Origin of the sequence: Rhodococcus sp. T2V (genome assembly GCF_029269925.1) — a bacterium.
GTDB classification, from domain to species: domain Bacteria; phylum Actinomycetota; class Actinomycetes; order Mycobacteriales; family Mycobacteriaceae; genus Rhodococcus_F; species Rhodococcus_F koreensis.
Genome location: NZ_JARJBD010000105.1, coordinates 1 through 23,416, shown reverse-complemented (window position 1 = coordinate 23,416; position 23,416 = coordinate 1). Strand labels below are relative to the sequence as shown.

Sequence of the window (23,416 nt, the reverse complement as noted above, 5' to 3'; positions counted from 1 at the left end):
GCTACGCGTCTCAGCGATCGTGCACGCCGAGGAGTCAAAGCCAACCAATGGGGCCACCTTCTCTTCTGATCGAATTTTGGTTCCCGAAACTAGGGCATACCGTGCACGGGAGCGGCAATGACTTTCGCTTGCTTGTCGACCATCCTATGTGCATGTAACAAGGACCGGCCGAGTCTGGCGGCGCCGGGGCACCGAGTCGCATTGCGGCGCAGCATGTTAGGCACGCACTATGAGAGGCCTGCCATCATTAGGCGATAGCCCTCGCCTGGAGTGGGTTCGTCGAGACCTATCATCCGGGCCATGTGCGCCGTCGGGACATTGTTCGTCAGCACATCCGTGCCGCCGGGCATGCGGCCCTCAGCGACGAGTCGATCACTGAAACGAATCATCACCACGTTCACGCGGAATTGCGCCAGGACATCGTAGTATTCCAGATCGCTCACGGCACGCTTGCGAAACCCCTCATACATTGAGATGGTCTCCTCATGCGAGGGCAAGCCCGGCAGGCGTGCGATCCCCTGATCCTCTGAGTGCAGGCGTACGGACCTCAACCACCATGCGAGATCGACCTCCCCTGGTCCGAGGGCTGCCATCTCGAAGTCATGGATGGCGGCCACGGAGAGGTCAGATCCAAACAGGATGTTAGCTGGGGTTGGATCCCCCCAAAGCACTGAGACCTCGGCGTTGTGTGGCATCTTCGCGAGAAGCCACTCCAATGCCGCATCGGCCACGGGAAGCTTGCGGTCACCTTTCGCCCAGTGATACCAGTCCCGAACCCATGCCAGGTACTGCGTAAGCCCGGGTTCGGGGTGCCGCCTAACATCGTTGAGAAATCCGAAGTCCTTCCTCCAGTCGATATCGTGAAGTGCCGCGAGGTGCCGGATCGCATTAGTCCAGACAGTCCGCCGGTCTTCCACTGCGAGGTCCGACAACCATCCTGTGATGTTGTAATTCGGACGCTGGGAAATCGACCGTCCGTTCACCCGTCGCATCACGAGGAACGGGGAACCAAGTATCGAATCGTCGAGTTCCAGACCAACTAGCGCTGGGCTCGGGATGTCCGGGTAGCGCTGCAGAGCTTCCATGAACCGGTACGGCAATTCGATGCTGGTGTCCAAGAACAAGTCACTGTCAGGATTCTGGCGCCGGATTACCAGATCGACGCTTCGCTTCCGCCCCTGCTCTACATAGTGCATGGTTGTCAGCATGGTCTCGGCCGAGTTGCCCGTACCCTTCGGCACAGTCAAGGATTCTAGGTGCACATCAGTTGCGCCTTCAGTGCACTCAGCCAGCCACAATTCGAGGCTCTTCTGCAAGACCATGCGGTCGTCGCTGCCCATTTTTTCTCCTGTTACCTGTTGCAGCGCGCTATGCTGCCGAAATCATCGAAAATGGGGACATTGAGCAGGCTGGCGCGCGCACCGCGATCCACGAATCCCTGTCCAATTTCTCCGTTACATTCGAACTCGCCGAAATATTGGGTATAGATGTACTGATTGGACGCCTCCACATTCGATCCGAGAGCCCATTCAGACGTGCCAACTGCCGACCAGTTCATTCCGCGCGTGCACTTCGCGTTGACGTTCAGTTCCTTGCCGTTCTGTAGGACTAATCGTAGCTCGAACGCCCGCGGTTCCGCGTGGGTGTCAACAATCTTTGACCACTTGTCGAGACGTGCCTCTAGAATCTGGTCGCCCTCGTAGACCGCCGCTCGCTCGAATTCTCCACCTGGATTCTGCTCTCCGGCGAAGCACGCGAACTTCAGCCCGGAAGGAAAGGTCGCATTCACCCAGAAGCCATGGATGGTCTTTTGACTGTTTCGTTCCCCGCGACTGTGATCTCGATGCCCGATGGCGGAGAACTCCACCGACTTTCCAGCAACCTCAATGGTGCCCGTTGCCGTCAGCGCTTGTTCGTGATGAAACTTCCAGGTCTTGCGAAGCAAACTTTCAGAGTCGCCTTCCCGCGGCCCTGGAACCCACACAGGTGAGGCCGCGCGGACGTTGAGCTTGATCTTCACTGGAAAATTCTGGCCATCGCGAAGTAGACCGGTTTCCTTCTCCTCCTCGGAAATCAACCGCATCCCGCCGTGGAATCCAATTTCCCACTCTCGGTACGGATCTTTGGTCTCGGAATAGCAGAAATCGGTGCCGAATCGTTCACCGACAGCCGGCCCGACAACCTTCGCCGCATAGACCGATCCGTCCGGACATGTGACTGCAATTACGTTGTGGGACAGCTGGCGGTCGCCGGATAGGGTTGCAAGATGGTAAATAATTCCGTACTCACCGTCGGTGAAATTCCATTGCTGGGCCTCCGCCCACAACGGCGATGTGACGATGCCCTTGTACGGGTAGGAATCGACGGGATCGAGCGTTTGTGAACTCATACTGAAAGCCTTTCCGGTTGCTAAGCGTGTGCGGCGAGGAGGCGTTAGGTTCGCGCGGGCACCTCGATGTCCTCAGACACCGGGGATGCGGCGAGACCTTCCCGGAAGGTCAGGACAGCGATGATGGAGATCACTATGCACCCGCCGGCGAACAGGCCGGCCCACACCCAACCACCGCTGCTGGTTCCTGCCAAAGCTGTTGCGATAGAGGGCACGAAGGACGGCAGGATCAGACCAAACTGCATGCTCACCGCCATACCCGAGAATCGCACTCGCGTCTCGAACTGCTCCGAGACCAATGCAGTCCACGAACCAAGGCACGCGCCTCCCGCGACGCCGTACATGGTGATGCCGACCAGCATTACCAGTGGAACGTTGCCGGTCCTGAGCGCCGCGAGGAAGGGGAAGATGAGGACAAGAAAGCCCACCGCGCCGATGAGGAAGACTGGTTTGCGCCCAATCTTGTCTGCCAGCATCCCCCACTGGGTCATCAGGACGACAGAGAGGGCGAAACCGAGGACCGACATCAGAAGCAAGGTTCCCGAGGAGATCCCGCCGACCTTCTTGCCGTACGAGAGGGCGAAGGTGGAGAAGATCAAGAATGGTGCCTGATGCAGCGAAGCTAGGACAACCTTTACCACGCTCGAGACGTTCTGCTTGAACAGAACGAGCAGGGGGAACCGCGCGACGTCGCCGCTGGTCTTCGCATCTACGAATTCCGGTGACTCGTCGACGCCCCATCGCAGAATAATCCCGACAAGAACGACCACAATGCTCAGCCAGAACGGGATCCGCCACCCCCAGCTCATCAACTGATCTTCGGGCAACCGTACGAGAAGGATCCACACCAGGCTCGCAAGTACTACGCCAACCTGGGTCCCGGAGTACGTAAAACTACTGAAGAGAGCCCGCCGCTTCGAGGGCGCGTGCTCGAGCGTGAGCGACGTTGCGCCGGCAACTTCACCTGCTACCGCGAAACCCTGGATAAGGCGAAGGAGGATGAGCAGGACAGGCGCCGCAACTCCAATGGTGCCGTAGTTGGGTAGACAGCCGATCAGGAAGGTTGCCACACCTGTCAGCAAAATCGAGGCTACCAGGACCGGTTTGCGCCCGACCCGGTCGCCGAGGTGTCCCATAACAAGGGCACCGAACGGTCGAATCAGGTATGCGGTCCCAATCGATGCCAGAGAGACCACGGTCGCTACCGCGGGATCGCCGGTCTGGAAGAAGAGGGCGGGAAATACCAAGGCAGCCGCGGTGCCATAGATGACGAAGTCGTAATATTCCAGGACGCTTCCCACCCAGCCCGCCGCGGTTGCTCTGCGCGCGCTCTTCGATGCCCGAGTGCCCGCCTGCTGGTTTCCAACAGTGCTCGTGTGTGTCATCGAGTCCACGACTTCTCTCCTGGTGCCTCGGTGCACGTGATGCACGATTTCATAGCGACTGCCTTTCGTTGAGTTGTTCAAAACCTGTAAAGATGTGGCCTGACGGACACGTTTCGTTTTGGTGGACGCCTCGGCTCCGGGCTCAGGAAGAGCGCATGGGATTGCCGTACTTTCAGAGACAGCGAGCGGCGTCGGGGTGGGTGCAGACAACGCGGAGCAGGCACGTTCGCTTACCTCGGGGTGCTGGACTGACATGACGGGCAAGCTGTGAGCGAGGAGGGGGTCGAGTCCGTCACCCCGCCATGCCCGTGCAACTTTCACCGATGTGATCGGTTGCTAGGGTCGGGCTTCGTCTCGAGGACTGTGCGAGGAGAAGGCATGTGAGTCCTCGTTCCGAATTGCCTCGGATTGTTGTCACAGCGCGGCCTTATTGACGCGGGGCCATGTACACCGACTTGTAACGCAGGTACGGCGCAATTCCTTCTGGCCCCAACTCACGGCCCAGACCGCTCGACTTCATTCCGCCGAAGGGCGAGTGCAAGTCCAGCCCGTAGTGATTCACCCCGATTGTTCCGGTGTCGACTCGCGCGGCCAGTCGAAGGCCACGTTCTGGATCGCTGGTCCACACGGTTCCGCCAAGTCCATACTCGGAATCGTTTGCGAGAGTGATTGCTTCGTCCTCGTTCGAGTACGGTGTCACGCAGAGCACCGGTCCGAATATCTCCTCCTGAGCGATCCGCGCGGAGTTGTCGACATCAGCGAAGACAGTCGGCTCTACGAACCAACCAGTCGCCTGGTCCTTCGGGACAACTCCCCCGGTTGTGAGTCGCGCCCCGCTCTGGCGTCCGAGAGCGACATAGTCAAGTACCCGATCGCGCTGAAGCGCGCTGACCAGAGGCCCCACCTGGGTCGAACTTTCCAGGGGATCCCCCACGCGAAGCCCGTGGACTACGTCCGTCACGGCGTCCACTACCTCGGAATACCTCGAACGAGGTGCCAGAATGCGTGTGCATGCGTGGCAGGTTTGTCCATTGTTGGCAAGGGAGACGTCGGGGAGCTTCGCGACGAAGTCCTCCAGGTCCATGTCTTCGAGCAGGATGGCTGCCGACTTCCCGCCCAACTCGAGCGTTACTGGGCGGAGAAGTTCGCCGCAGACTTTGCCAATATGCCTGCCCACTCCAGTAGATCCAGTAAATGCGACCTTGTCCACGCCGGGGTGGCTGACAAGATGCGCCCCGGCCGGACCGTCGGCGGGCACGATGTTGATCACCCCATGCGGCAGGCCGACCTCCAGTGCTGCGTCGGCGAAAACGAATGCGTCCAAAGCAGTTAGCGGAGCGGGCTTCAGTACAACTGTGCACCCAGCCGCCAGCGCAGGTCCGATCTTCATCGCTGCCAGGGCCTGCGGGTAGTTCCACGGGGTAATTGCTGCGACGACCCCGATCGGCTCCCTTCGAACCAAGGTGTTCCCACCGCTGAAGGCGGGGCGCACGTCCTCCATTGCCATTTCGCGGATCAGGCCGGCGTAGTAGCCGATGGCGAGAGCTGGAGCCACGCCGTTAGAGCCTAGTGACTTGGAGATCGGCATTCCGTTCTCGCGGCTCACAAGGGCTGCCGTCTCCGTGCCCCGCGCTCGTACGGCATCAGCGAACCTGCTCAGCAGCTCGGAGCGCTCAGCGATATCCATTGCACCCCAAGGCACAAGCGCGCGACGCGCCGCTGCGACCGCGGAATCAATATCAGCCACTGAGGCTAGAGCGGCACGACCCAGCAACTTCTCGGTCGACGCTTCAACGACGTCCACACACGCGTCGTCGGGCACGCTTACCCAGTCACCGTCAATGAACAATGCTGGCCTATCCATGGGAGCCTCCTCCTACTTGTTGTGTGCGATCACGGTCTCGGGACAATCCGTCTCACCCGACCTGTACGCTTGGGAACCCAATGCGTGTACCGACGTGTGCCGTCTCCGGGGTAGGGCGTTTCCTAGTGACCGCTCGAGGACCGGTCTGCTATCTCGCGGATATTCTTTGATCGGCGAACCGCAGTCGGTCAGCGCACCGTAGTGAGATTCACTGACCGCACTATCAACCAAGTCATCACTATTGTCGGGCGGTCCCGCTGTGATCGACTCGGCGGACAAACTCGCCTCCTGGGCCGACCGGCATCGCTCGAACTCAAGTTCATTCAGCAGGGCCCGTCGGCGCAGTGGATCGACCCACCTCACCTGGTCCAGGGTGCTAATCTATACAGTAAGTAAAGATTCGGGGTACTCCACCTCGGCCGCCGGCAACTGCAAGACTGGCATCGACCAATTGCCCATATCGGGTGCTGTGTAGATACCCGAGAACATGCGGACGATGTCGTCGACTAGCTTTGCCGAGCTCACCCGGCCGTCGGGATGAAACCAACGATGAATCGAGGTCAATGTCGATAGAATTAGATTCGCTGCAATTGAAATATCCCCGGGCCAGTCGAAGGTCTCGTCACGGCGTGCAGCAGCAAGCAAGTCGGCGAATCGGTTCGTCGTCCTACGCGCCCATAGCCTGAACTCGTCGCGAGCCTCCGGCGACAGATCTGCTTGCTCGCTGAGCGTGACCCTATAGGAGTTGCGGTATCGGACCGCGAAATCCACATGGAGTTGAATTAGCCAGTGCAGGCGCACACTCGCGGGAGCGTCGGCTTCATGGAGGACACGTTCACATTTCTCCATTTCAGTCGAAACCAGTGCCACAATCCGCTCCAGCAGCCACTGCTTGTTCTTGGCGTACTGATAGACTGTTGGCTTCGAGATGTTTGCAGCTTCCGCAATGTCCGCGATCGTGCTGCCCTGGTATCCCTTTTCAAGGAACACCTGTGCAGCCGCAGCGATGACACGTTCCGTCGTAGTCACACGAGCCTGCGCCATCTTCACTCCTTCACCGCCACTCCGACACCCAACCTGATCCGGGGTGCGTCAATCATCACAATTCTTAACCAGCTAGTCAAGGGGCTGATGGAATCGCAGCTTCTTCGCGTGGATACGCATCGCAATTCTCCGTAGGACCTTCAGTGCGACCGCAGGTAAACCCAGGTCAGACACACGCAAGTGCCACAATCCGGGAAAATCGAGTCAAGGCCGCGCTGACCTCGTTCAGTGACCGACGTGCACAGGTTAGGCGGAGAGTTACCGACACGATTCGGTGTCCTACCTCTCGGGTCTGGCGAACTTCCGAAGAGGTGTTGTTACGCTCAGGCATACGCGATCTTGATTCGGGTAGTCACCCGTGGCGTCCAGACCGCCGGCCCAGCCAATGCCGTCAAGCGGCCCGAACATGGCTCGGAACGGCTGCCGGAACCCGCAAATCGTCTCGTCGTTGCGATGGTTGCCACGCTCGATATCTCCTGCCGTGAGCAGGGCGATTCAACGCCCCGTCCACGAACTGTCCACACACCTCGCGGAGCGAGTTTGCGCACGTACATCCGGGTCGTGGCCGCAGATCATCGCCATCAGTGCACTGCGCATGCGCGCACCGTCCTGCGATCGACTGACAGCTTTTGCAGCTGATCTCCGAGGCCGACGCACTGCGGCAGACGGGCGCCTACGTTGCGGCATCCGTTCCTGACCCTGGTGACCAACCAGCCGTGCGAAGTCTCCGTCCTTGCGCCCCAAATGGCCTCAGGATCGATTGCCGCCACGTCGTGGGCAGTCGGATTCAATGACATCCCCCGGCACCGCGATGATGCTCAATCGATCTCTCCACCGCACCCAACCAAGTTGCGCCACAAGCACCACCTCGACTCTGGGATGTACCCGTGGCCAGGCGGCAACCGTGTCCTCGGCGCAGTCGGGCATCAGATCCACGGCAGGCCCGCCTCAGATCGACCGAGACCAGTGCCAGAGGCGTTCGAGCGGAACCGACGATCCGCGATTGCTCGCTAGACATGTTCGCGGATCGATCGGCCTGCCTAGCCTGCACGCCCGCAGCAGGGTGTCCTGACGGGGTGTCGCACCGGCCATGAGTTCACGCCGGGACGCCGCCCACCCGGAACGGCCACCGACCGCCCATTCCAAGGGCCCCCAGTCACCGGTCCTCCGAACCCGGGCCGCGTGACAAATACCGTCTGGACACGATTGCCACAAGTTGCGGCTGGCAGCGCTCAGGCATGAATCACACGATGACGGTTCTCACCTGCGGCGTTCGCACTGTTCAGGAACGCCAACCCTGTCACCGGCGTGCGCCAGCACTATGGCTTGCGTCCACGGAGGTGTCTGAATCGTCCCTGGTTTCATTGAGGGTGAGCCAGATATCCCGGAAGGATCACCCCAGACTCATCATGGCGAACTACAAATACCCTCAGGAACTCCGTGAACGAGCGACCCGACTCGCGGTCGAGGCCCGCCGCGACCCCGACACCCGCACCGGCGCGATCAACCGGATTGCCGAGCAGACCGGGGTCCACAAGGAAGCCCTGCGGACCTGGGTGCGCAAGGCCGAGGACGACGAGCTCCCGACCGAGCCCGTCGATGCCGAAGCGCGCATCCGCCGACTCGAGAAGGAGAACCGCGAACTACGGCAGTCGATGGAGATATTACGCTCCGCCACAGCGTTTTTCGCGAAGGCGGAGTTCGACCGCCGACTGAAGTGATCGTCGCATTCATCGACGAACACAAACACCGCTGGGGAATCGAACCGATCTGCCGCGTTCTGTCCGAGAACACCGAGATCAAGATCGCCCCGGGCACCTACTACGCCTTCATAGGCCGCGAACCCAGCGCCCGAGCACGCCGGGACGCCGTCCTCAAAGAACACATCATGCGCATCCACACCCACCCACGGATGCGGGTCTACGGAATCCGCAAGATCCACGCCCAACTGGTCCGAGAGGGCCACGAGGTGGCCCGCTGCACCATCGAACGACTCTGCCGCGAACTCGGTGTCCGCGGCACCGTGCGCGGGAAATGGCCACGGACGACGAAGCCGGCACCGGAGACCGACAGGCCCCGTGACCTCGTCGAGCGGGACTTCACGGCCACCGCACCGAACCAGCTGTGGGTGGCCGACCTCACGTATGTGCGCACCCACTCCGGATGGGTCTACGTCGCGTTCGTCCTGGACGTGTTCTCCCGCAGGATCGTCGGCTGGCAGACCTCGACGCGGATGTACACCGACCTGGCCCTCGACGCGTTGAAGATGGGACTGTGGTCACGCCGCCGCGCAGGCCAGGACGTCACCGGGCTGGTCCACCACTCCGATCGCGGCGTGCAGTATCGAGCGCTGCGCTACGCCCAGGCCCTGGACGCAGCCGAGGCGGTCGCCTCGGTCGGATCGAAAGGCGATTCGTTCGATAACGCCATGGCCGAGGCGCTGAACTCGCTGTACAAGGCCGAGTTGATCTTCCTTGACGGCCCGTGGGCGGGCTGGGAGGACGTCGAGGCGGCCACGGCGCAGTGGGTGCATTGGTTCAATACCGAGCGGGTCCACGGCATGCTCGAATATCGCACCCCGACCGAGGTCGAGGCCGCCTACTACGCACAATCGCGGGCCGCCTCCGCGGCCTGAGAACTGAACACACGCTCAGCCTCAACAAAACTCGGGACTTGACAGTCGAGACCTTGTTGATTTACATCAACGATACGAAGACCGGTATCCACTCACCGCCGTCGGCGGCATCGAACTGAGTAATCACCTTCATGCGGGTGTGGATGGATTCGAGATTCTCCACACGTAGTTGTCCCCTCATCCAAGGGCCTTCGTCGAGTTCGACGATGCAAACAGGGAGCGGCATGCCCTGGCCGGGCTTCGGGTGGATCACTGCCCAGGAGGCCACAACGCCTGAACCTTTTGACTCCTGCCACTTCAGGGACGTCGAGCCGCATCGTGGACAGGCGGTCACCTCCGGGGCGCTCCAGTGATGGCAGTCGGCGCACCGTTTAAGAAGGAGAACGCCCCGCGCGGTGGCGTCGAAGAACGGGGAGGACGCGTGATCGCGCTCCAGGCGTAGGACTGGCATCTGCATGCACTGCACAGGCGGGACCTCCTCAATTCCGTGGGTGTGGGCTAAGTATCAGAGTGGAGTGGTGGTCCAGGACGCCACCATTACCGCTGACAAGTACAAGGTCGTGCTTGGGGACCTGGCGGTCACCGCCGACGCCGCGCGCCTGGATGATCGCCTCCGACAGCGGCGTCATCCCCCACATGTAATAGCTTGAAAGCTGACCTCCGCCAGTATTAGTGGGTAGGTCGCCGCCCGGGCCCAGGGCACCAGTCTGAGCCAGCATGCCGCCCTCGCCCTTGTTGCAGAAGCCGTAATCTTCCAGAGTCACCAGGGTGGTGTAGGTGTAGCAGTCGTAGAGCTCGCGAATGTCGATCTGGTCGACCGTCACGCCCGCCATAGTCATGGCTTGGCGGCCGGACTGTTTCGCACCAGTGACCAGCCCGAAGTCGCTGCCTGCCTCGGAGAAATATCCAGGGTGACCCTGGCCCCAACCGTGAATGTGTACAGGCGTGCAGTCGAGGGCAGTGGCGCGTTCGGCGCTCGTGACAACTACCGCGATGGCGCCGTTGGACACCAGGCAGCAGTCGAACAACCGCAGCGGCTCGACCACCCAACGAGAGTTCTGGTGATCGGACAGACTCATGGGCTCGCGCATCTGTGCCAGTGGGTTCAGCACGGCCCACTGGCGGGTACTTATCGCGATTGCCCCCAGCTGTTCGCTAGTGGTCCCAAAGCGATCCATGTGGCGCCGAGCAGCCAGGGCATAGCCGACGCTCGGTCCAATCAGGCCACCTGCCACCGACATTCCTGCGAATCCTGGACGCATCCGCCGCTTGGGATCGGAGTAGGCGGCACCGATGCTCGCACCCGACTGGAGCGGTGTATCCGCGAATACACAGGCGACAGCGGTAGCGGTGCCACTAGCGACAGCCATCGTGGCCTGAGCAACCATTACCCCAGCCGATGAGCCGAACGACTGGACCTCCGCGAGCAGGGTCAGGTCGCGCAGACCGAGGTCGCGCTGCAGACCGAGCCCGATGCCGGCTGAGACACCATGATTGATCAATAGACCGTCGAGTTGGTCGAGCCGCAGTCCGGCATCCTGCACCGCTCCGCGCACGGCCGCAACCGCCAGTTCAGACGCGCTCTGATCGAAGAGTTTCCCCATCGCGGTCATACCCAGACCGACGATAGCTGCGAAAGGCCGGCTCATCGCGCACCATGTTGCAGCGAGGGTGTGACCTTTGTGCCAGGTTCCCCATAGTGGCCGCGAGCATTCCTCGACTTCGTTTGGATGGCAAAGCCGACACCGACCTTACGCCGTCTTTCGACTACCCCAACCTCAGCCCGTTCGACGGGCGCGTCCTCGGCAGCCTTCACGGTCGCGAGACCTCGACCGGAGGTGTCCTCGGTGACGAGCGCGACACTGTTCTCCGCGATCATGTGCTCTCCTTTCGAATTTACCTATGCCTGAGGGCTGTTCGATTCCCTCGGCCTCGCCATCCACGCCTCGTCAGGCCCGACAAGCCTTCTATCTGCCTCGCCAATGCGAGCACGCTTCCTGTGCATTCGAACTCGCCCTGATGACCCGCAACTGAAAAGGCGTGCGGCCGATTTGCGATCAGCACAGCGAGCAGCGCGGGGTTCCGCGCCCACGGCGACAGGGTCCTGACACCCGGTCTTGGAGAAAGTTTGTCGCCCCCCAGTAGGTCGCTACATCCTGAACGCCAGAGGGTCCTTTATCGACAAGAGCGGGGGTGGAAGTCATGGACTTGCATGCGGTCCCCAACAGTGACGGCATCGGAAACAAGTTTCGGCTGTCCGCACAGGCCAGGAGCCCGCGGAGCGGAACTGACGGGAGTGCTCGCATGCGGTCACGACGCGTTTCGGTCGCGGCACTGCAGCGGATCTTCGGCAGTATCCTGATGCCGTCGGGACAGTCGCATATTGAGGTTGTCGAACGAAACGCCGATATCGGTTGCCATGCCATCCTCCAACCAGTTTCGATCCGGGAGTGGCCCGTGCTGGCGGCGGAACACACTACTCGAACTAGCGCGCGTATTATCGACCGGCCACCTCACCACGCGCCCGAAGTGCTCCTCGAAGATACACTAAACTAACTCGTTAGTAAAGATTCATTCGAGAGCTACACGCTCTACGAAGCCGCATTCGCTCCACGGAGTGTGATCAGAAGGTGGCCTGCGCTCCCGCGATCAGTAAAGGCACTGCAGTGCGTCGATCTAGGCCAAGTCGACGTATCGCGCCGGAAAGGCGTCTCTAGGACAGCGATACCTCCAACCCGTTGCCATCTAGCCCATCTTCTATAACCATCGCAAAAAGCGCATCGATTTCACCGTAATCCAGCACGCTAGACGGCCCTAGATTCCGCGACACATTGCGCGCGACTCGCGTGTGGCCTGATCACCGCCGCCCTCTGACACTGCCCGCAGGCCCCGTCGGCCGGCGTGTGTGTTCCGGTGGTGCCGCGTCCTGCGTTCGTCGCCGCTCGGTGGACCCGAATCAGACACGGCGCTCCTCGCGTCAGCACACCTTCCGGTGGGGTCGGCACCCTGATCTCAGTTACCGGGCCGTAGGTCTCGTACTCGAATCGTTCTCGCCGGGAGGGACTCTCAGGAAACTCACAGGCGCCGCGGGGTCGAGTGATGCGACGATGAAGCATGCGCCACCATCGCTGGCCAGCCCTCGCGCCGCCCACAACCGGAGGGATCACCGTGCACACGGGTATGCCGATCGCGGCCGAGAACGACCTCACCCTCGAACTGTCCGCCGCGACCGCGTTCACGTCCGGGCTATTGCTGCGGTTCATGCTGTTCGTCACCGGTGTCCGCGCCGACTTCGTGCGCTACGAAACCCGACCCCTGACCGACCCCCACGACTGGTCGGCGCAGTGGTCCTACCTGGCCGTGCGGATCCTCGCCGATGACCTGGGCGGCCTCGCCGATCCGTTCCACCCGATCCCCGATACCGACCCGAAGGGATCCGGGCCGTACCGAACCACGCCACAGTACTGGATCGGCACCTACCCGACCACCGGATCGCTGACCGTCACCGCCAGCTGGCCCCAGATCGGACTCCACCCCACCTCGGCCACCCTCACCCTCGGCCCCAGCCCCTTCCCCACCACCTTCGGATCCGATGCCCGTCGATGACGGTGTCCGACTGCTTTGACGAGCTGAATGCCTGCGCCGACGCTGTCGCTTAGTGGTCGGAACTGACCGGTTCACCGAACCGCACATTAGGGTCTGCCGCTCAGCCGATTCGGGCAGTCGCGCACATCGGGCACCGGGTGGTCTCGCCGACGACCCACCCGTTGATCCGGGCGAAGGCCACCGCCGCGGCCTGTCCGGCGACCGCGGCATCGAATCGGTGCTCACACAGATCGCACCGCACAGCCCACCCATTGTGTCCACTGGATTGGATCACTTGCACAGTCCCCTCGCGACGTCACCGAATCCGAACCGTGGCACCAGGATGGCACAACCCACCGACGAAGCAGAGTCCCGGACTGCGGTCCTGACAACCTTCATGCACCCGAACACTGGCGCGGCACCGACCAAGGCAGACCTCAGTCGGCGTCGCTCGGTCCGTCACCGACCCCCGGACGTGCAATCCCGGAGCAGCGGACGCCGTGGGTTTCGCACGATCTCGGCGCCGATGCGGCCACCGGAATAGCGATGCTCACGACCCCGCTCCACCTCCACGATGTGTTGAGGATTTCGCGGAACTCGCTGACGCCCTCGCCCTTGAAACCGATCGCACTCGACCCCTCGACCGCGCCACTGATGCTCTCGGCCGCATCGACCAGTTACACCACGGCCTTACTCACCACGAAAACGACTTTCGAGTGGTCAGTACGACGCGTTAATGATAGCTATGCTAGCTAGAGTTGCAGTGCGTCAAATGCCGCCGATCAGAGTCGTACACAGCACCCTGTTGCGAACGGCCGCCGACGGAATCCTTCGAGAAACCTCCCTAACGGCGCTAACCGACTTTCACCACACGATCCCAACGCAGGAGACAACCCTCGTCACTTTCGTCACAGTGATGTAATTCGAGCGGGTCGTCGTGCCCCCGTCGGTCGCCCACAACCGACGACCGACCACGAAACTGGAGAAGCACTCTCGGACTTACACGTGCGGATCAACGGAATCTGTCGGGCGGGTTACACGTAGGGCCGCCGCAACCCATGCGTCCACCCGTGCCTGTGCCACCGCCACTCCCCCGTGCAGGGGCTCCGCTGGCGTAGTGTGGCCCGGCCTTCCGGTGCAGGTGAGCGAACTCCCGCGGACCGGAGTCCACGTCGACAGCTCGGTACCGGTTTCCGCCTTGATCAGATCGATGACCTGATCGGGGGTCAGTCGATACGGTTAGCCATCTGGTGAGCGTCCTTCCTGTTCATCGCCCGTCGGCGATGTGAGTGGTGGTCGGTGCAGTCCGGTAGACGATCGACCACAGCCCCCGATTCCGGCACGCAGAAGTGCACGAAGTCCGTCGATGCCGCGCATTTCCGCGGTTCCGACGGGGCGGGTGAACGCCGCGCGCATCGACTCGCTGTTGGCGAGGATCAGGCTGTCCGCCATCTCGCTGAGGAGTTCCTCCCTGTCCTCGACCGTCGTCGTGCACCACATCGAGCGACACACCGGCGGCCTCGGCCACGCGGCGGACGGTCAGCGCGGTGACACCCTGTTGCGCGGCGAGCACGAGCGCGGCCTCGATGAACTGTCCACGGCGTACATCCGCGGGAACCCTCCTCATCCGCGGATCGTATGCGCTCGCGCCCGACCAGCAGACGAATCACACGACCCCGACACCGTCAGCAGTGACCGGAGAGGTTGCCGGGTACTTGCGGATTCGACCCGTTCCGTCGTTTCACCTGCTGTTTATCGGGGCAATCCTGACGTGTTCACAAGAACGGGTGCCCGAATCGGCACCCAAATGCTTTGGGCTGTTTCGCCACCCGTTCGCTGCAAGAGTCGGGGACTCTCAGAACGAGGTGAGCATCATGAAGAAGAAGATCGCGGTCCGCACCGCCATCGCGTCGGCGATCATCGCGCCCGCAATGATCTTCGCGGGCGGCACCGCCGCCGCGGGACCGGCACTGAGCGCCGGGGCGTCCGGTGAAGTGACGGTGACGGTACCCGCCGGTGAGAGCTGGACCTGCTTCGGATTCGACTCGGGCTTCAACTTCAAGACCGGTGCGTTCGGGCCGGGGCCTGCGGGAAAGCTCAGCGGTTTCGCGAAGGGAAACGCGACCGTCTTCTGCTTCGGCGGCACGGCGCCGTTCTTCTTCACCGGCAGCGTGGCGGTGAAGTAACCCATGTTCAGTCGGTCCCCGAGGGAGCACGGTCTCTGGCTGGTTCATCCACCGGCCAGGGTCGGATCTACCCGGTGGATCCTTGCGTGCTCGGGTCGGCGGTGAGGTCGTCGGTGTCGGCGAACACCAGGCGCCCGTCATCGAGCGCGACAGCCCACCGGTGCACCGGTGCACCGGCGCCCAGGCATGCCCACGCTCCTCGGTGTCGGTCAGCTCGGCGTAGTCCTCGATGATCCGACCGGTCTGCGCCGGTTCGGCCGGCCGGCGCACCAGCACCCGCGCGCCCGCACCGAGTGGACCGGGTTCGGGTCTCGGACTGTGATCCTTCTTCTCGGGCATCGGTCTGCCCCTTCCGCTCGGCTACCCGTCCGGATCATAAGCACCTCGCCGACGAAACCTCACGCTCCCAAGGGGCTGAGCGATCGACAACGATCCGACCGAGCACCGGCTCACCGCAGAGCTGGGGTTGGGGCCGACACACGTCACCAACCTCAGGTTGACCGACGCAGAACATGCCTTGTGCGTAGCCGCGGCCGCCAAAGCCGGCCAACGCATCGACGTGTGGATGCGAGACCGGATCCTCGACGCGGCACGTACCGGCGGCGCGAGCACCGACTAGGACCTGCGCTTCGGGCGACACCCGAGCACCCGCCGCGTCGGGATTCGGCCCGTGACGGCCTCACCGCGGCCCAGGGCGGCGTTACGATCGGAGCATGGGACTGGGCGCCGGGGTGCGAGCGCTGGTACTGGCCGCCTACCGGCTCGTACGTTTCCCATTCCACCTGGTCGACGACGTGGTGCTGCCGGTGATCTTCGACGAACAGGCGCCGGTGCGGCTTGCGTACGGGAAGTTCCTCCTCGACTGCGACGGTGCCGCGGCGTACCTGCTCGCCGACGACGCGGCGACGGTCCGTGCCACCCTCCTCCGTCGACGCAGCGCCGCCCTCCGAGACGCGATCGCCCGCCACCCGAGCAGCATCCACATCGAATCCGACGTCGTGATGGAACACCACCGGGCACGCTTCCACGAACGCCGCCGCGCTACCCACCCACCCGGCAACTCGACGACAATCCCGCCCCGGTAACAGCTCGGGACCGAGCGTGTGACGGAAGTCGATCCTTATCCGAAACGGCCCTGAACAGCAGATTTGCCAAGTAGATGGACCATCAGGTCGACGCCCTGCGTTGCGCTGGGGTGGCACGCGAGAACATCCACGTCGACCAAGCGGGCGGGGCAAAAGCGTTCACGCCCCCAACTCGATCTGATGCTGCAGCGGCTACGCGAGGAGGACGTCCCCGTCATCACCCGACTGGACCGGCTCGGCCGGTCGATGCTGCACGTGATCACCCCCGGTGCCGGCATGTGTGAGCGCGGTATCGGCCTGAAAGTGCTCGAGCAGGGCATCGCCACCGCCACCGCCGGGGGCCCGCTATGTGCGGGATGCTGTCGGTCCTGGCCGAGTTGCAGCGCGAGCTGCTCGTGGCCGGATTCGGCCGCGGCCCTGGCCCGTGGCCGACAGGACGGCCGGCCATCGAAACTCGTCCCGGACCAGATTGCACTCGCTCTACGGCTCTACGGCTCTACGGCTCTACGGCTCTACGGCTCAGGAGAACACACCGTCGACCCGGTCACCGACATGCCGAAAGTGCTGCGCACCACCGTTTATGGGCATCTGAACATGATCAGGCGCGCACCTGGTCGCGGTCCGCGCGGACCTCGGTGCGCAGGTCAGCGAGCGTTCTTTCGTTCGCAGGCCGCGCTCGCACGCATGCTCGAACGCGGGGGCGGTTGGATCGTGAACGTCTCCTCCGTGGTCCGAGAGACCGGCAACATCGGCCAGGCCAACTACGCCGCATCGATATCCAGGTTGTTCTGGATGCCCAAGACGCTCGCCCGTGAAGCGGCGGCCGAGCTCGCCCGGTTGGGCAAGCGCACCGATGACGGCATCGGCACCACCGTCAACGCGGTGACGCCGGGCCTGATCACCACCGAGATGACCGTCGCGATCCCCGAGAAGGTCCTCGCCCCGGATCACCACACAGATCCCTGCCGGCCGGGCTGGACGGCCCGAGCAGGTCGCACGGGTCGTACACGTCCTGGTTGCCGACGCCTCCTCCTGCATCACCGGGCATGTGTGGAGCGTCAACGGCGGCATGGACATGTGATCCCGACCCAACCCGACAGATCCACCCTGGTCCAGCCTCGGTGGGACGAGGAAAATAGGGACGATGGTGGACATCTATGAGGTACCCGCAGGAGAGCCACGCCTGACGGCATTCCTCCAAGCGCAGCGCACCACCCAGATCGCCCGGCGCGGCGAGTTAGTCGACGCACGCGACCGCCCGGCCCTGATCGCATCGACCGACGACGAGACGGTCGGGGTGCTGATCTACGACATCGACGGCACGAACTGCGAAATCGTGAACATGCGCGCGTCCGGCCAATGGGGTGGCGTCGGCACGGCACTCATCGAACGCATCACCGAAGTCGCCCGTGCACAAGGCTGTTCGCGACTGTGGTTGGTCACGACGAACGACAACCTCGACTCGATGCAGTTCTACCAGCGGCGCGGCTTCCGCCTGTCGGCCGTTCGATGCGGCGCAGTGGACGAGGCGAGACGGACCCTGAAGCCGGACATCCCCGACCTGGGCTACTACAAGATCCCGCTTCGGGATGAAATCGAGTTCGAGCGCGACCTCGAGCCCACGTAGGCGAGCCCGGGTTCCGGTGGTAATGGCGCAGAAACAACGGATTTGGCGTAGCGCCTGGGCGGTGGTGATTTCTAAGTTCGGGCTGCGGGCCAGTGTGGTTGGTGCTCGGCTGCTGCCGATCAGGTTGGTCGGCGTGCTGGAGGCTAGGGGTCGTGGCGACGCGGGTGTTCGCGGATGAGGAGTTGGCGCGTCTGCGGGAGTCCCGGAGGGAAGCCGGGATGAGTTGTTTCGCCGAACTCTACCGCATCGAACAACCCGAACTCAGGGAGAAGTCATGGCCACCGACTACGACGCGCCCCGGCGCACCCGTCCGGAGGAACTCGCTCGACGAACTGCAGACCCGGCGCGGTGACCCCCGCTCCGGGGTGACCGACATCGACGAACCGGACGTCATCGAGTCGTTCGAGTTGCCCGGCGCCGATCTGTCCGGGGAAGAACTGAACGTGCGGGTGATCCCGAAGCGGGCCGACGAATTCACCTGCACCCGGTGCTTTTTGGTCCAGCATCGCAGCCGCCTCGCAGACACCAGCGCGGGCAGATGATCTGCCACGACTGCGCCGGTTGACCCGAGGCCGGCGGACCATCGTCAGCCCGGAACGGGCGTCCCTGGCTAGATATTGGCTAGATGTGAGAGTCCGGCAGTCACACATTGCTACCAGCCACGGTCAGCTTTCTTCCTCGGAAGCACCCGGTACGCAGCCGATCAACAATGGCAGCGGCCGTGCACGACGAGTGTCAGGGATCATTGGACGGGGCCGCGCGCAGGTCGTACGCGGTAACCCTCGTCCGCCAACCATCCCCGTGCGCGACCGCGTCTGCGCTCATCCGCAAACAGCCAGTATCGATGGACCTCGTCAGGCCACCGGGACAACACGTCCTTGAAGCGGCGAAACGCACCGCGCCCGGAGATCGCGATGTCGAGCCGGTCGGCAACGGCAGGGTCGGCTACTTCGGCGCGGCCCGAGGACGCATGGCAACAGGCGGTACGGCGGGGGTCTGCCGCATCCAGCCGCGTGGAAGCTGGCCACGACCGCCTCCGAGGGATGTGCGGCCGGGGCCGATCCTGCATCCGAGGACCGGTACCGCGTCCGCTACCGGGCGGACCTCAACTCGCGTTCGGCATCGCCGGATACCGGTCGCCGCGGTGCCAGCGATCGGCGTTCGCCGCGGCGGCGGGCATGCCGTCTGCGCTCGGTTTCGGTCATCCCGCCCCAGGTCCCGTACGGTTCACCGGTCGCCAGGGCATGGTCACGGCACGCGGCAAGCACCGGGCAGTCCCGGCAGATCTGCTGGGCCCGCATTTCCCGCCGGGCCCGGGCATGGCCGCGTTCGGTGTCCGGGGAGAAGAACACCGACACGTCAACCCCGCGGCACGCGGCCCGGTCCTGCCACCCCACCCCGGCAGTCGGGGGCTGGTACACCGGTATCGGTGCGGTTCCTGCGGGTGACACTGCCGATTCCCTTTCCGTTTCTCCCGAGCCCGTCGTTGCTCCGAGCCCGGGATGTATCTCCGGGCCAAAGGTCTGGCGTCAGGCCGCTGACGTGGACACAGGGTCCCGGCTACGCCGCATCTGGAGAGAGCAAACCGGTCACCCTGTTCGCAGAGGTATACCGGACTGCGTGGCCCCGGCGCCACTCGGTCGCATGTCCAACATCTCGGCCGGCCCAGGATTCCGACGGAGCGGTTCACCTACACGTTCGGTGGCATTCGTGCGTTGTTCATTCCACACGGCACCCTCGGGCGCACCAACGGATCCAGCCTGGCGGAGCGCGCGGTACGACGCAGACAGATGCCAGAACGGCCCGCCCGGGTGGAACGGTCAGGGGCCGTTCTGGTGTCTACGCGGATCTCCCTACATGCAGGCGTGCTTGTCCCGGTCGTGGATGATCTGGTCCGCCAGCCGGTACACCGCCAGCTCGTCGGGGATTCCGACCTTGGTGGCGGCATCGCGGGCCGCGAGGAACGCCCGTACCTGCTCGTCCCCTGATGTGCGGTCTCGGGAACGCCTGGCGGGCGTCGGCGAGGTCCTCGAGCACCCACCACTGGAAGCGGTCGAGACCGGCGGCGATCTCGGCGATCCGCGCCCGCTCCGACGGGCGGGTGCGCCAACGGTCCGCCAGGTCGGAACCCCCGAGCAGGAGACCGAGAACCAAGGCGCAGACCGCGGTGATCACTGCGCGTCCCGGCGCGCGGCCGCAGACCTCGCCGCCTCCCGGGTGACGGAGACCAGGGCGACGGTCGCCGTGATCGCGACCACGAGGATCAGAAGCAGCGGCAGCGGCAGCGGCAGCGGCAGCGAGAACTCGGACGTGGCCTTGCGCTGCCGCGAACTCGGTGGCTGGCGAATCGAATCCGGGATCGGCCGCTCCCGGCGTTTCCGCTCGGACACCTCCGGAACCGTGGTCCGCGGGAAAGCTCGTTCCAGGTCTTTGCGGGGCGGGTGAATTCGGCGTCCTCGGCCATCCGGTCCAATTCCCGGGCCCCGTCGCAGTCGGCGGCACGGTCGTCATAGTTCGCCGCCGCCCGGTAGCCGGCGGGCCTGGCCGCCGGTGTGGTGCTGACGCCGGCCTCGGGGTCAGACGAGTATCCCTGGTGTCCGGGCTGATGCTGTAAGCCACCCATCGCCTCCCCGACTCGGATTTCACCCCGTGGATACGACGAAGCGTGGCAGACGGGCCTTAGCAACCATCTGCCACGCTCGGACCCACACCTGGTGGGTGCCACGGCGAACGTGCGTCATCTGGCGACCAAACCATCAACAACGTTCGGCGCGCGTACCGCCGGCGTCAGCGCGCCGGATGCCCGAAACTATACGAAAGATCATGCCCAGCATCAGCCTCCGCCACTGACAGCCAACCAACAGCGCACCCACTTGTGTGTGGCCCGCTACCGTCAATCGGTATGGGGACCACCTTCCACGGGCCGAGCCCGTGGCCACACATCACCCGCGCGATCGGCACCCGCGGCGCGGCGATCGCCTACCTCGGCCAGGACGCACCCGATCTGCTTCCCCTGCGCGCCGGTGACCTGTTGGTCGTCAACGCCTCCAAGGCCGCGATCCGGGCGCATGCCACCTCCCCCGCGGCCCTCGCCTACTACCTCGGCAAAGGCGTCCGGGTGCTGTCGTCGCCGACCCTGCATGCGAAGGTGATCGTCACCAACCGGCGAGCGGTGGTCGGGTCGGCGAATGCATCCGAGAACTCCGCCTTCGCCGACGACGCCGTGGTCATCACCGATGACCCCGAGGTGATTGCTTTGGTGCGGACGTTCATCGACCGCATCGACGAGATCACCGAAGTCGACGAGGTATTCATCGACGACGCCGCCCGAGTGGGCAATCGGCCGGGCGGTGCCGATCCCCGGAGTGACCGGTCGAATCCGTGACCCGGAGGCCGAGTTTCTGCCCGACCCGGTCAGCCGGATGTTCGTCAAACACGCCGTCGATTACGAGCCCAGTCCCACCGAACAGCATGTGCTCGACGAGCACCGGTCGCGGCAACCGGCCACGGCAGGGCCCGCAGTCAAGTACGCGCTCGAATCGCTTCGCCTCGGCCGAACCAGCGCTGTCCGACGCGGCGACGCGGTCGCCTTCGTCTCCGTCGACGACGGGTGGATCTACCCACCGGCCGTCGTGGTGTCCGACCCCATGAAGATCCCCCGGTCCGGTGGCGCGGTGCTGTACTTCCTGCGTATCCGCACCGACCTGACACCGCTTCCCCTCACCGAGGCAGAGAAGGCACTCACAGACCTCGGGCACCCCGGCTCACGGCTGCGGACCGACCACTACGTCCGCTCCCCCACCCTCCGGACCGACCTGCTCGCACTGTGGGACCTCTGACCATCAGCAACGCCCAGACGTGAGGACTCGGCCGCACCGGAACCGACGAACCCGAAAGCTGAAACGCTAGACGGCGCTAGAAACCGGACACTGCTCGCCGGCATCGTGCCTACACAACCCGGAACACTCGATAGCGACGCTAGCTATCGTAGCGAGGATGGCACACCTAGCTATTCGATCGCGGAGCGTTGCAGCGCACGATGGAGAACGATGCCATTTTCTTTCCGCATATCCATCCGGCCGGTGCCGAAGACAGACAACAACCCGGCCGCACATTTACGTCACAGTGATGAAATCGCGGCCCACACTCTCTTGCCGCCAAGGTCGCACGAGACGGGTTCACCGCCGCTCCCGGACTGAGTTGGCACCCACCAAGCGTCGATACGCACGCATTGACGTCCCTCGCGGCACCATCGAACAACGGGAGCGGCAAGGCTCACATTGATTACAACCGAATTGATTACAATCGAAGCCCTGACCAGTGGGTCAGGCGCACATCACGACTGCGCCCCACATACCTTCCCCACGTCGACGCGGGCACTTGTCAATGCTGGCTGCTCGCCCCGCGCTGGGGGGCGACGGGCCGAGTGACAACACCGAGAACAACGGTGCACAGCAGAACCAGACCCACCGCAGCGCAGATGGTCGCGGCCCATAACACGCTGAGCGGAGTTGTCAGAGGTGCGGCTGCGGCTGCCAGTATTGCGACCGCCCCGCATCCGATCGCTACACGGCTCGCCGGGCGTCGGCCCCTCGGGCTGCGATGCACCATCAAGGCGGTGTGGACAGCGACGACCGCCGCCACAAGGATCGTCCCGAACAGAAGCCAGTCGGTATGTGGGACCCCGGTGATATCAGCGTAGGTCATCTCACTCCATTCTCATTGTGTCAACAGGGAACCCGGGCCCAGCCACTCTGCTTCGCGTGGCGGCGGGTGCGCTCAGCGCAGGACCCGGGCGGCGAAGTCCAGCGACTCGGGCATCGAAGCGATGAGGCTGTCGGCATGGTCCGCCCCGGAAAGCTGCTGGTACTCGACGTCGACAGCATTGGAACGCATTTCGGCAAGTTGCGTCCAGGTCAGCGGGATCGGGACCTTGGTGTCGGCGATGCTGTGCACGACCCGGATCGGTCGGTCGAACCCGTCGGTGGGGACGTGCTGCATCTGGTCGAGCGCCTCGCGTAGGTGCGGGGTGTCGAGTGGGGTGGTGAACAGTTCCGCGACGGTCACCGGGTGGGCGCTCAGATAGTCGTTCAGGTCGTTGTTGCAGGTTGCCTTCGCCTTTTCCATCAACTCGATTCCGGTGGGGGTCAGATAGTGGCGGATTCCGAGTTCCGGGCGGCTGTCGTCGAGTCCGGCGAGGGTGTAGAGGACGTAGTGCGCGATCCCGGCAACCGGTACACGGGGAAGTTCGGGCCGGCCAGTGGGAAGAGCTGGTCGAGGTGGGTGGGGGCGGCGACGGCGATGGCGCCGCGGAAGTCGAGTTCGGGTGTGCGGGTGGTGGTCTGGTGGGCGGCGAAGTAGGTGGCGTGACCGCCTTGGGACAGGCCGGCGGCGATCCACCGGGCGTTCAGTTGGTCACCGTAGAGCTGGTGGGCGGCGCGGACGATGTCGACGGCATTGGCGCCGGCCGCGGGTCCGTCGGTGTATGCGTTGACTCCGTCGGTGCCGTTCCCGGCGTAGTCGGTGGCCGCGACCGCGTAGCCGGGACGCGGTCGGGTTCATCAGGCGGCGCGGGTGATCTGCAGGTTCAGCCAATCCGAGACCCACTGAATGGCG

The 23,416-nt window shown here is 63.7% G+C and carries 19 protein-coding genes, 6 pseudogenes and 1 other annotated feature; of the genes and pseudogenes, 11 read left to right on the top strand and 14 right to left on the bottom strand.

The window, feature by feature from the left end:
* Nucleotides 1-227: 227 nt before the first annotated feature.
* The 5 genes from P3H15_RS45535 to P3H15_RS45515 all read right to left on the bottom strand — a co-directional run bounded on the left by P3H15_RS45535 (nt 228) and on the right by P3H15_RS45515 (nt 6,682).
* A complete protein-coding gene (locus P3H15_RS45535; protein WP_276143331.1) occupies nt 228-1,340 on the bottom strand; it encodes a phosphotransferase family protein in 1,113 nt (370 codons plus the stop codon).
* Between the two features lie 11 nt (nt 1,341-1,351).
* Nucleotides 1,352-2,389 carry a hypothetical protein gene (locus tag P3H15_RS45530; protein ID WP_276143330.1) on the bottom strand — a complete coding sequence of 346 codons (1,038 nt, stop codon included), beginning with the start codon at nt 2,387-2,389 and terminating at the stop codon, nt 1,352-1,354.
* Between the two features lie 44 nt (nt 2,390-2,433).
* Entirely contained in the window at nt 2,434-3,774 is a 1,341-nt protein-coding gene (locus P3H15_RS45525) for an MFS transporter (protein WP_276143341.1), read from the bottom strand.
* 427 nt (nt 3,775-4,201) lie between these two features.
* On the bottom strand, nt 4,202-5,638 hold the full coding sequence (locus P3H15_RS45520; RefSeq protein ID WP_276143329.1) for an aldehyde dehydrogenase: 1,437 nt from the start codon (nt 5,636-5,638) through the stop codon (nt 4,202-4,204).
* Between the two features lie 381 nt (nt 5,639-6,019).
* Nucleotides 6,020-6,682: a TetR/AcrR family transcriptional regulator gene (locus tag P3H15_RS45515; protein ID WP_276143328.1), complete on the bottom strand. Its 663-nt coding sequence runs from the start codon at nt 6,680-6,682 to the stop codon at nt 6,020-6,022.
* Nucleotides 6,683-8,088: 1,406 nt separating this feature from the next.
* Between P3H15_RS45515 and P3H15_RS45510 the strand changes: the two genes are divergently transcribed.
* Nucleotides 8,089-9,317, top strand: a protein-coding gene (locus P3H15_RS45510) for an IS3 family transposase (protein WP_276143340.1) whose coding sequence is annotated in 2 segments (ribosomal slippage) — nt 8,089-8,374 and nt 8,374-9,317 — 1,230 coding nt in all. Because the reading frame shifts where the segments join, the coding sequence is not laid out codon by codon here.
* Nucleotides 8,361-8,493 (top strand) — a sequence feature (AL1L pseudoknot). It overlaps the preceding gene by 133 nt.
* Before the next feature lie 61 nt (nt 9,318-9,378).
* Here P3H15_RS45510 and P3H15_RS45505 read toward each other — a convergent pair.
* Both P3H15_RS45505 and P3H15_RS45500 read right to left on the bottom strand, forming a co-directional pair.
* Entirely contained in the window at nt 9,379-9,768 is a 390-nt protein-coding gene (locus P3H15_RS45505) for a Zn-ribbon domain-containing OB-fold protein (protein WP_276143339.1), read from the bottom strand.
* A gap of 28 nt (nt 9,769-9,796) precedes the next feature.
* Nucleotides 9,797-10,966: a thiolase family protein gene (locus P3H15_RS45500; RefSeq protein ID WP_276143327.1), complete on the bottom strand. Its 1,170-nt coding sequence runs from the start codon at nt 10,964-10,966 to the stop codon at nt 9,797-9,799.
* A gap of 1,465 nt (nt 10,967-12,431) precedes the next feature.
* Between P3H15_RS45500 and P3H15_RS45495 the strand changes: the two genes are divergently transcribed.
* Nucleotides 12,432-12,923, top strand: coding sequence for a hypothetical protein (locus P3H15_RS45495; protein WP_276143326.1), 492 nt, complete (start codon nt 12,432-12,434; stop codon nt 12,921-12,923).
* Nucleotides 12,924-14,169: 1,246 nt separating this feature from the next.
* Here the strand turns inward: P3H15_RS45495 and P3H15_RS45490 are convergent.
* The gene (locus tag P3H15_RS45490) at nt 14,170-14,529 is read right to left on the bottom strand and encodes a TetR family transcriptional regulator (protein ID WP_276143325.1); all 360 of its coding nucleotides are present in this window, start codon (nt 14,527-14,529) and stop codon (nt 14,170-14,172) included.
* A gap of 247 nt (nt 14,530-14,776) precedes the next feature.
* On the opposite strand from P3H15_RS45490, the gene P3H15_RS45485 reads away from it, so the two are divergent.
* Entirely contained in the window at nt 14,777-15,088 is a 312-nt protein-coding gene (locus tag P3H15_RS45485; RefSeq protein WP_276143324.1) for a hypothetical protein, read from the top strand.
* 67 nt (nt 15,089-15,155) lie between these two features.
* On the opposite strand, the pseudogene P3H15_RS45480 reads toward P3H15_RS45485, so the two are convergent.
* Nucleotides 15,156-15,427, bottom strand: a pseudogene (locus P3H15_RS45480) (hypothetical protein).
* Between the two features lie 157 nt (nt 15,428-15,584).
* Between P3H15_RS45480 and P3H15_RS45475 the strand changes: the two are divergent.
* The 6 genes and pseudogenes from P3H15_RS45475 to P3H15_RS45450 all read left to right on the top strand — a co-directional run bounded on the left by P3H15_RS45475 (nt 15,585) and on the right by P3H15_RS45450 (nt 18,365).
* Nucleotides 15,585-15,707: a hypothetical protein gene (locus P3H15_RS45475; protein WP_276143323.1), complete on the top strand. Its 123-nt coding sequence runs from the start codon at nt 15,585-15,587 to the stop codon at nt 15,705-15,707.
* A 94-nt stretch (nt 15,708-15,801) separates the two neighbouring features.
* Complete coding sequence (locus tag P3H15_RS45470; RefSeq protein WP_276143322.1) at nt 15,802-16,173, top strand: hypothetical protein; 372 nt, start codon at nt 15,802-15,804, stop codon at nt 16,171-16,173.
* 180 nt (nt 16,174-16,353) lie between these two features.
* Nucleotides 16,354-17,043: pseudogene (locus P3H15_RS45465) on the top strand (SDR family NAD(P)-dependent oxidoreductase); the annotation flags it as partial.
* 76 nt (nt 17,044-17,119) lie between these two features.
* Nucleotides 17,120-17,254 carry an SDR family oxidoreductase gene (locus tag P3H15_RS45460; protein ID WP_346348853.1) on the top strand — a complete coding sequence of 45 codons (135 nt, stop codon included), beginning with the start codon at nt 17,120-17,122 and terminating at the stop codon, nt 17,252-17,254.
* Nucleotides 17,255-17,317: 63 nt separating this feature from the next.
* Nucleotides 17,318-17,800: a GNAT family N-acetyltransferase gene (locus P3H15_RS45455; protein WP_276143321.1), complete on the top strand. Its 483-nt coding sequence runs from the start codon at nt 17,318-17,320 to the stop codon at nt 17,798-17,800.
* Between the two features lie 274 nt (nt 17,801-18,074).
* Nucleotides 18,075-18,365, top strand: a pseudogene (locus P3H15_RS45450) (DUF4193 domain-containing protein).
* A gap of 526 nt (nt 18,366-18,891) precedes the next feature.
* Here the strand turns inward: P3H15_RS45450 and P3H15_RS45445 are convergent.
* From P3H15_RS45445 to P3H15_RS45440, 3 genes and pseudogenes are all read right to left on the bottom strand, one after another.
* Nucleotides 18,892-19,251: a WhiB family transcriptional regulator gene (locus P3H15_RS45445; RefSeq protein ID WP_276143320.1), complete on the bottom strand. Its 360-nt coding sequence runs from the start codon at nt 19,249-19,251 to the stop codon at nt 18,892-18,894.
* 402 nt (nt 19,252-19,653) lie between these two features.
* Nucleotides 19,654-19,975: pseudogene (locus tag P3H15_RS55610) on the bottom strand (hypothetical protein).
* Entirely contained in the window at nt 19,972-20,190 is a 219-nt protein-coding gene (locus tag P3H15_RS45440) for a hypothetical protein (protein WP_276143319.1), read from the bottom strand. The pseudogene P3H15_RS55610 and the gene P3H15_RS45440 overlap by 4 nt, the downstream one beginning before the upstream one ends.
* 512 nt (nt 20,191-20,702) lie before the next feature.
* On the opposite strand from P3H15_RS45440, the pseudogene P3H15_RS45435 reads away from it, so the two are divergent.
* Nucleotides 20,703-21,639 (top strand): annotated as a pseudogene (locus P3H15_RS45435) (phosphatidylserine/phosphatidylglycerophosphate/cardiolipin synthase family protein).
* Nucleotides 21,640-22,579: 940 nt separating this feature from the next.
* Here the strand turns inward: P3H15_RS45435 and P3H15_RS45430 are convergent.
* Both P3H15_RS45430 and P3H15_RS45425 read right to left on the bottom strand, forming a co-directional pair.
* The gene (locus P3H15_RS45430) at nt 22,580-22,927 is read right to left on the bottom strand and encodes a hypothetical protein (protein WP_276143318.1); all 348 of its coding nucleotides are present in this window, start codon (nt 22,925-22,927) and stop codon (nt 22,580-22,582) included.
* 20 nt (nt 22,928-22,947) lie between these two features.
* A pseudogene (locus tag P3H15_RS45425) lies at nt 22,948-23,286 on the bottom strand (hypothetical protein); the annotation flags it as partial.
* Between P3H15_RS45425 and P3H15_RS45420 the strand changes: the two are divergent.
* Nucleotides 23,167-23,416: hypothetical protein (locus tag P3H15_RS45420; RefSeq protein WP_276143317.1), on the top strand; the 250-nt coding region annotated here is incomplete at its 3' end. The pseudogene P3H15_RS45425 and the gene P3H15_RS45420 sit on opposite strands and share 120 nt — an antisense overlap.

Coding starts and splice junctions, on each gene's coding strand:
- P3H15_RS45520 (WP_276143329.1), bottom strand. CDS start 5,638: ATGGATAGGCCAGCATTGTTCATTGACGGTGACTGGGTAAGCGTGCCC.
- P3H15_RS45485 (WP_276143324.1), top strand. CDS start 14,777: ATGAAGAAGAAGATCGCGGTCCGCACCGCCATCGCGTCGGCGATCATC.
- P3H15_RS45500 (WP_276143327.1), bottom strand. CDS start 10,966: ATGAGCCGGCCTTTCGCAGCTATCGTCGGTCTGGGTATGACCGCGATG.
- P3H15_RS45525 (WP_276143341.1), bottom strand. CDS start 3,774: ATGACACACACGAGCACTGTTGGAAACCAGCAGGCGGGCACTCGGGCA.
- P3H15_RS45495 (WP_276143326.1), top strand. CDS start 12,432: ATGCGCCACCATCGCTGGCCAGCCCTCGCGCCGCCCACAACCGGAGGG.
- P3H15_RS45470 (WP_276143322.1), top strand. CDS start 15,802: ATGGGACTGGGCGCCGGGGTGCGAGCGCTGGTACTGGCCGCCTACCGG.
- P3H15_RS45430 (WP_276143318.1), bottom strand. CDS start 22,927: ATGGAAAAGGCGAAGGCAACCTGCAACAACGACCTGAACGACTATCTG.
- P3H15_RS45535 (WP_276143331.1), bottom strand. CDS start 1,340: ATGGGCAGCGACGACCGCATGGTCTTGCAGAAGAGCCTCGAATTGTGG.
- P3H15_RS45455 (WP_276143321.1), top strand. CDS start 17,318: ATGGTGGACATCTATGAGGTACCCGCAGGAGAGCCACGCCTGACGGCA.
- P3H15_RS45490 (WP_276143325.1), bottom strand. CDS start 14,529: ATGAGGAGGGTTCCCGCGGATGTACGCCGTGGACAGTTCATCGAGGCC.
- P3H15_RS45515 (WP_276143328.1), bottom strand. CDS start 6,682: ATGGCGCAGGCTCGTGTGACTACGACGGAACGTGTCATCGCTGCGGCT.
- P3H15_RS45530 (WP_276143330.1), bottom strand. CDS start 2,389: ATGAGTTCACAAACGCTCGATCCCGTCGATTCCTACCCGTACAAGGGC.
- P3H15_RS45505 (WP_276143339.1), bottom strand. CDS start 9,768: ATGCCAGTCCTACGCCTGGAGCGCGATCACGCGTCCTCCCCGTTCTTC.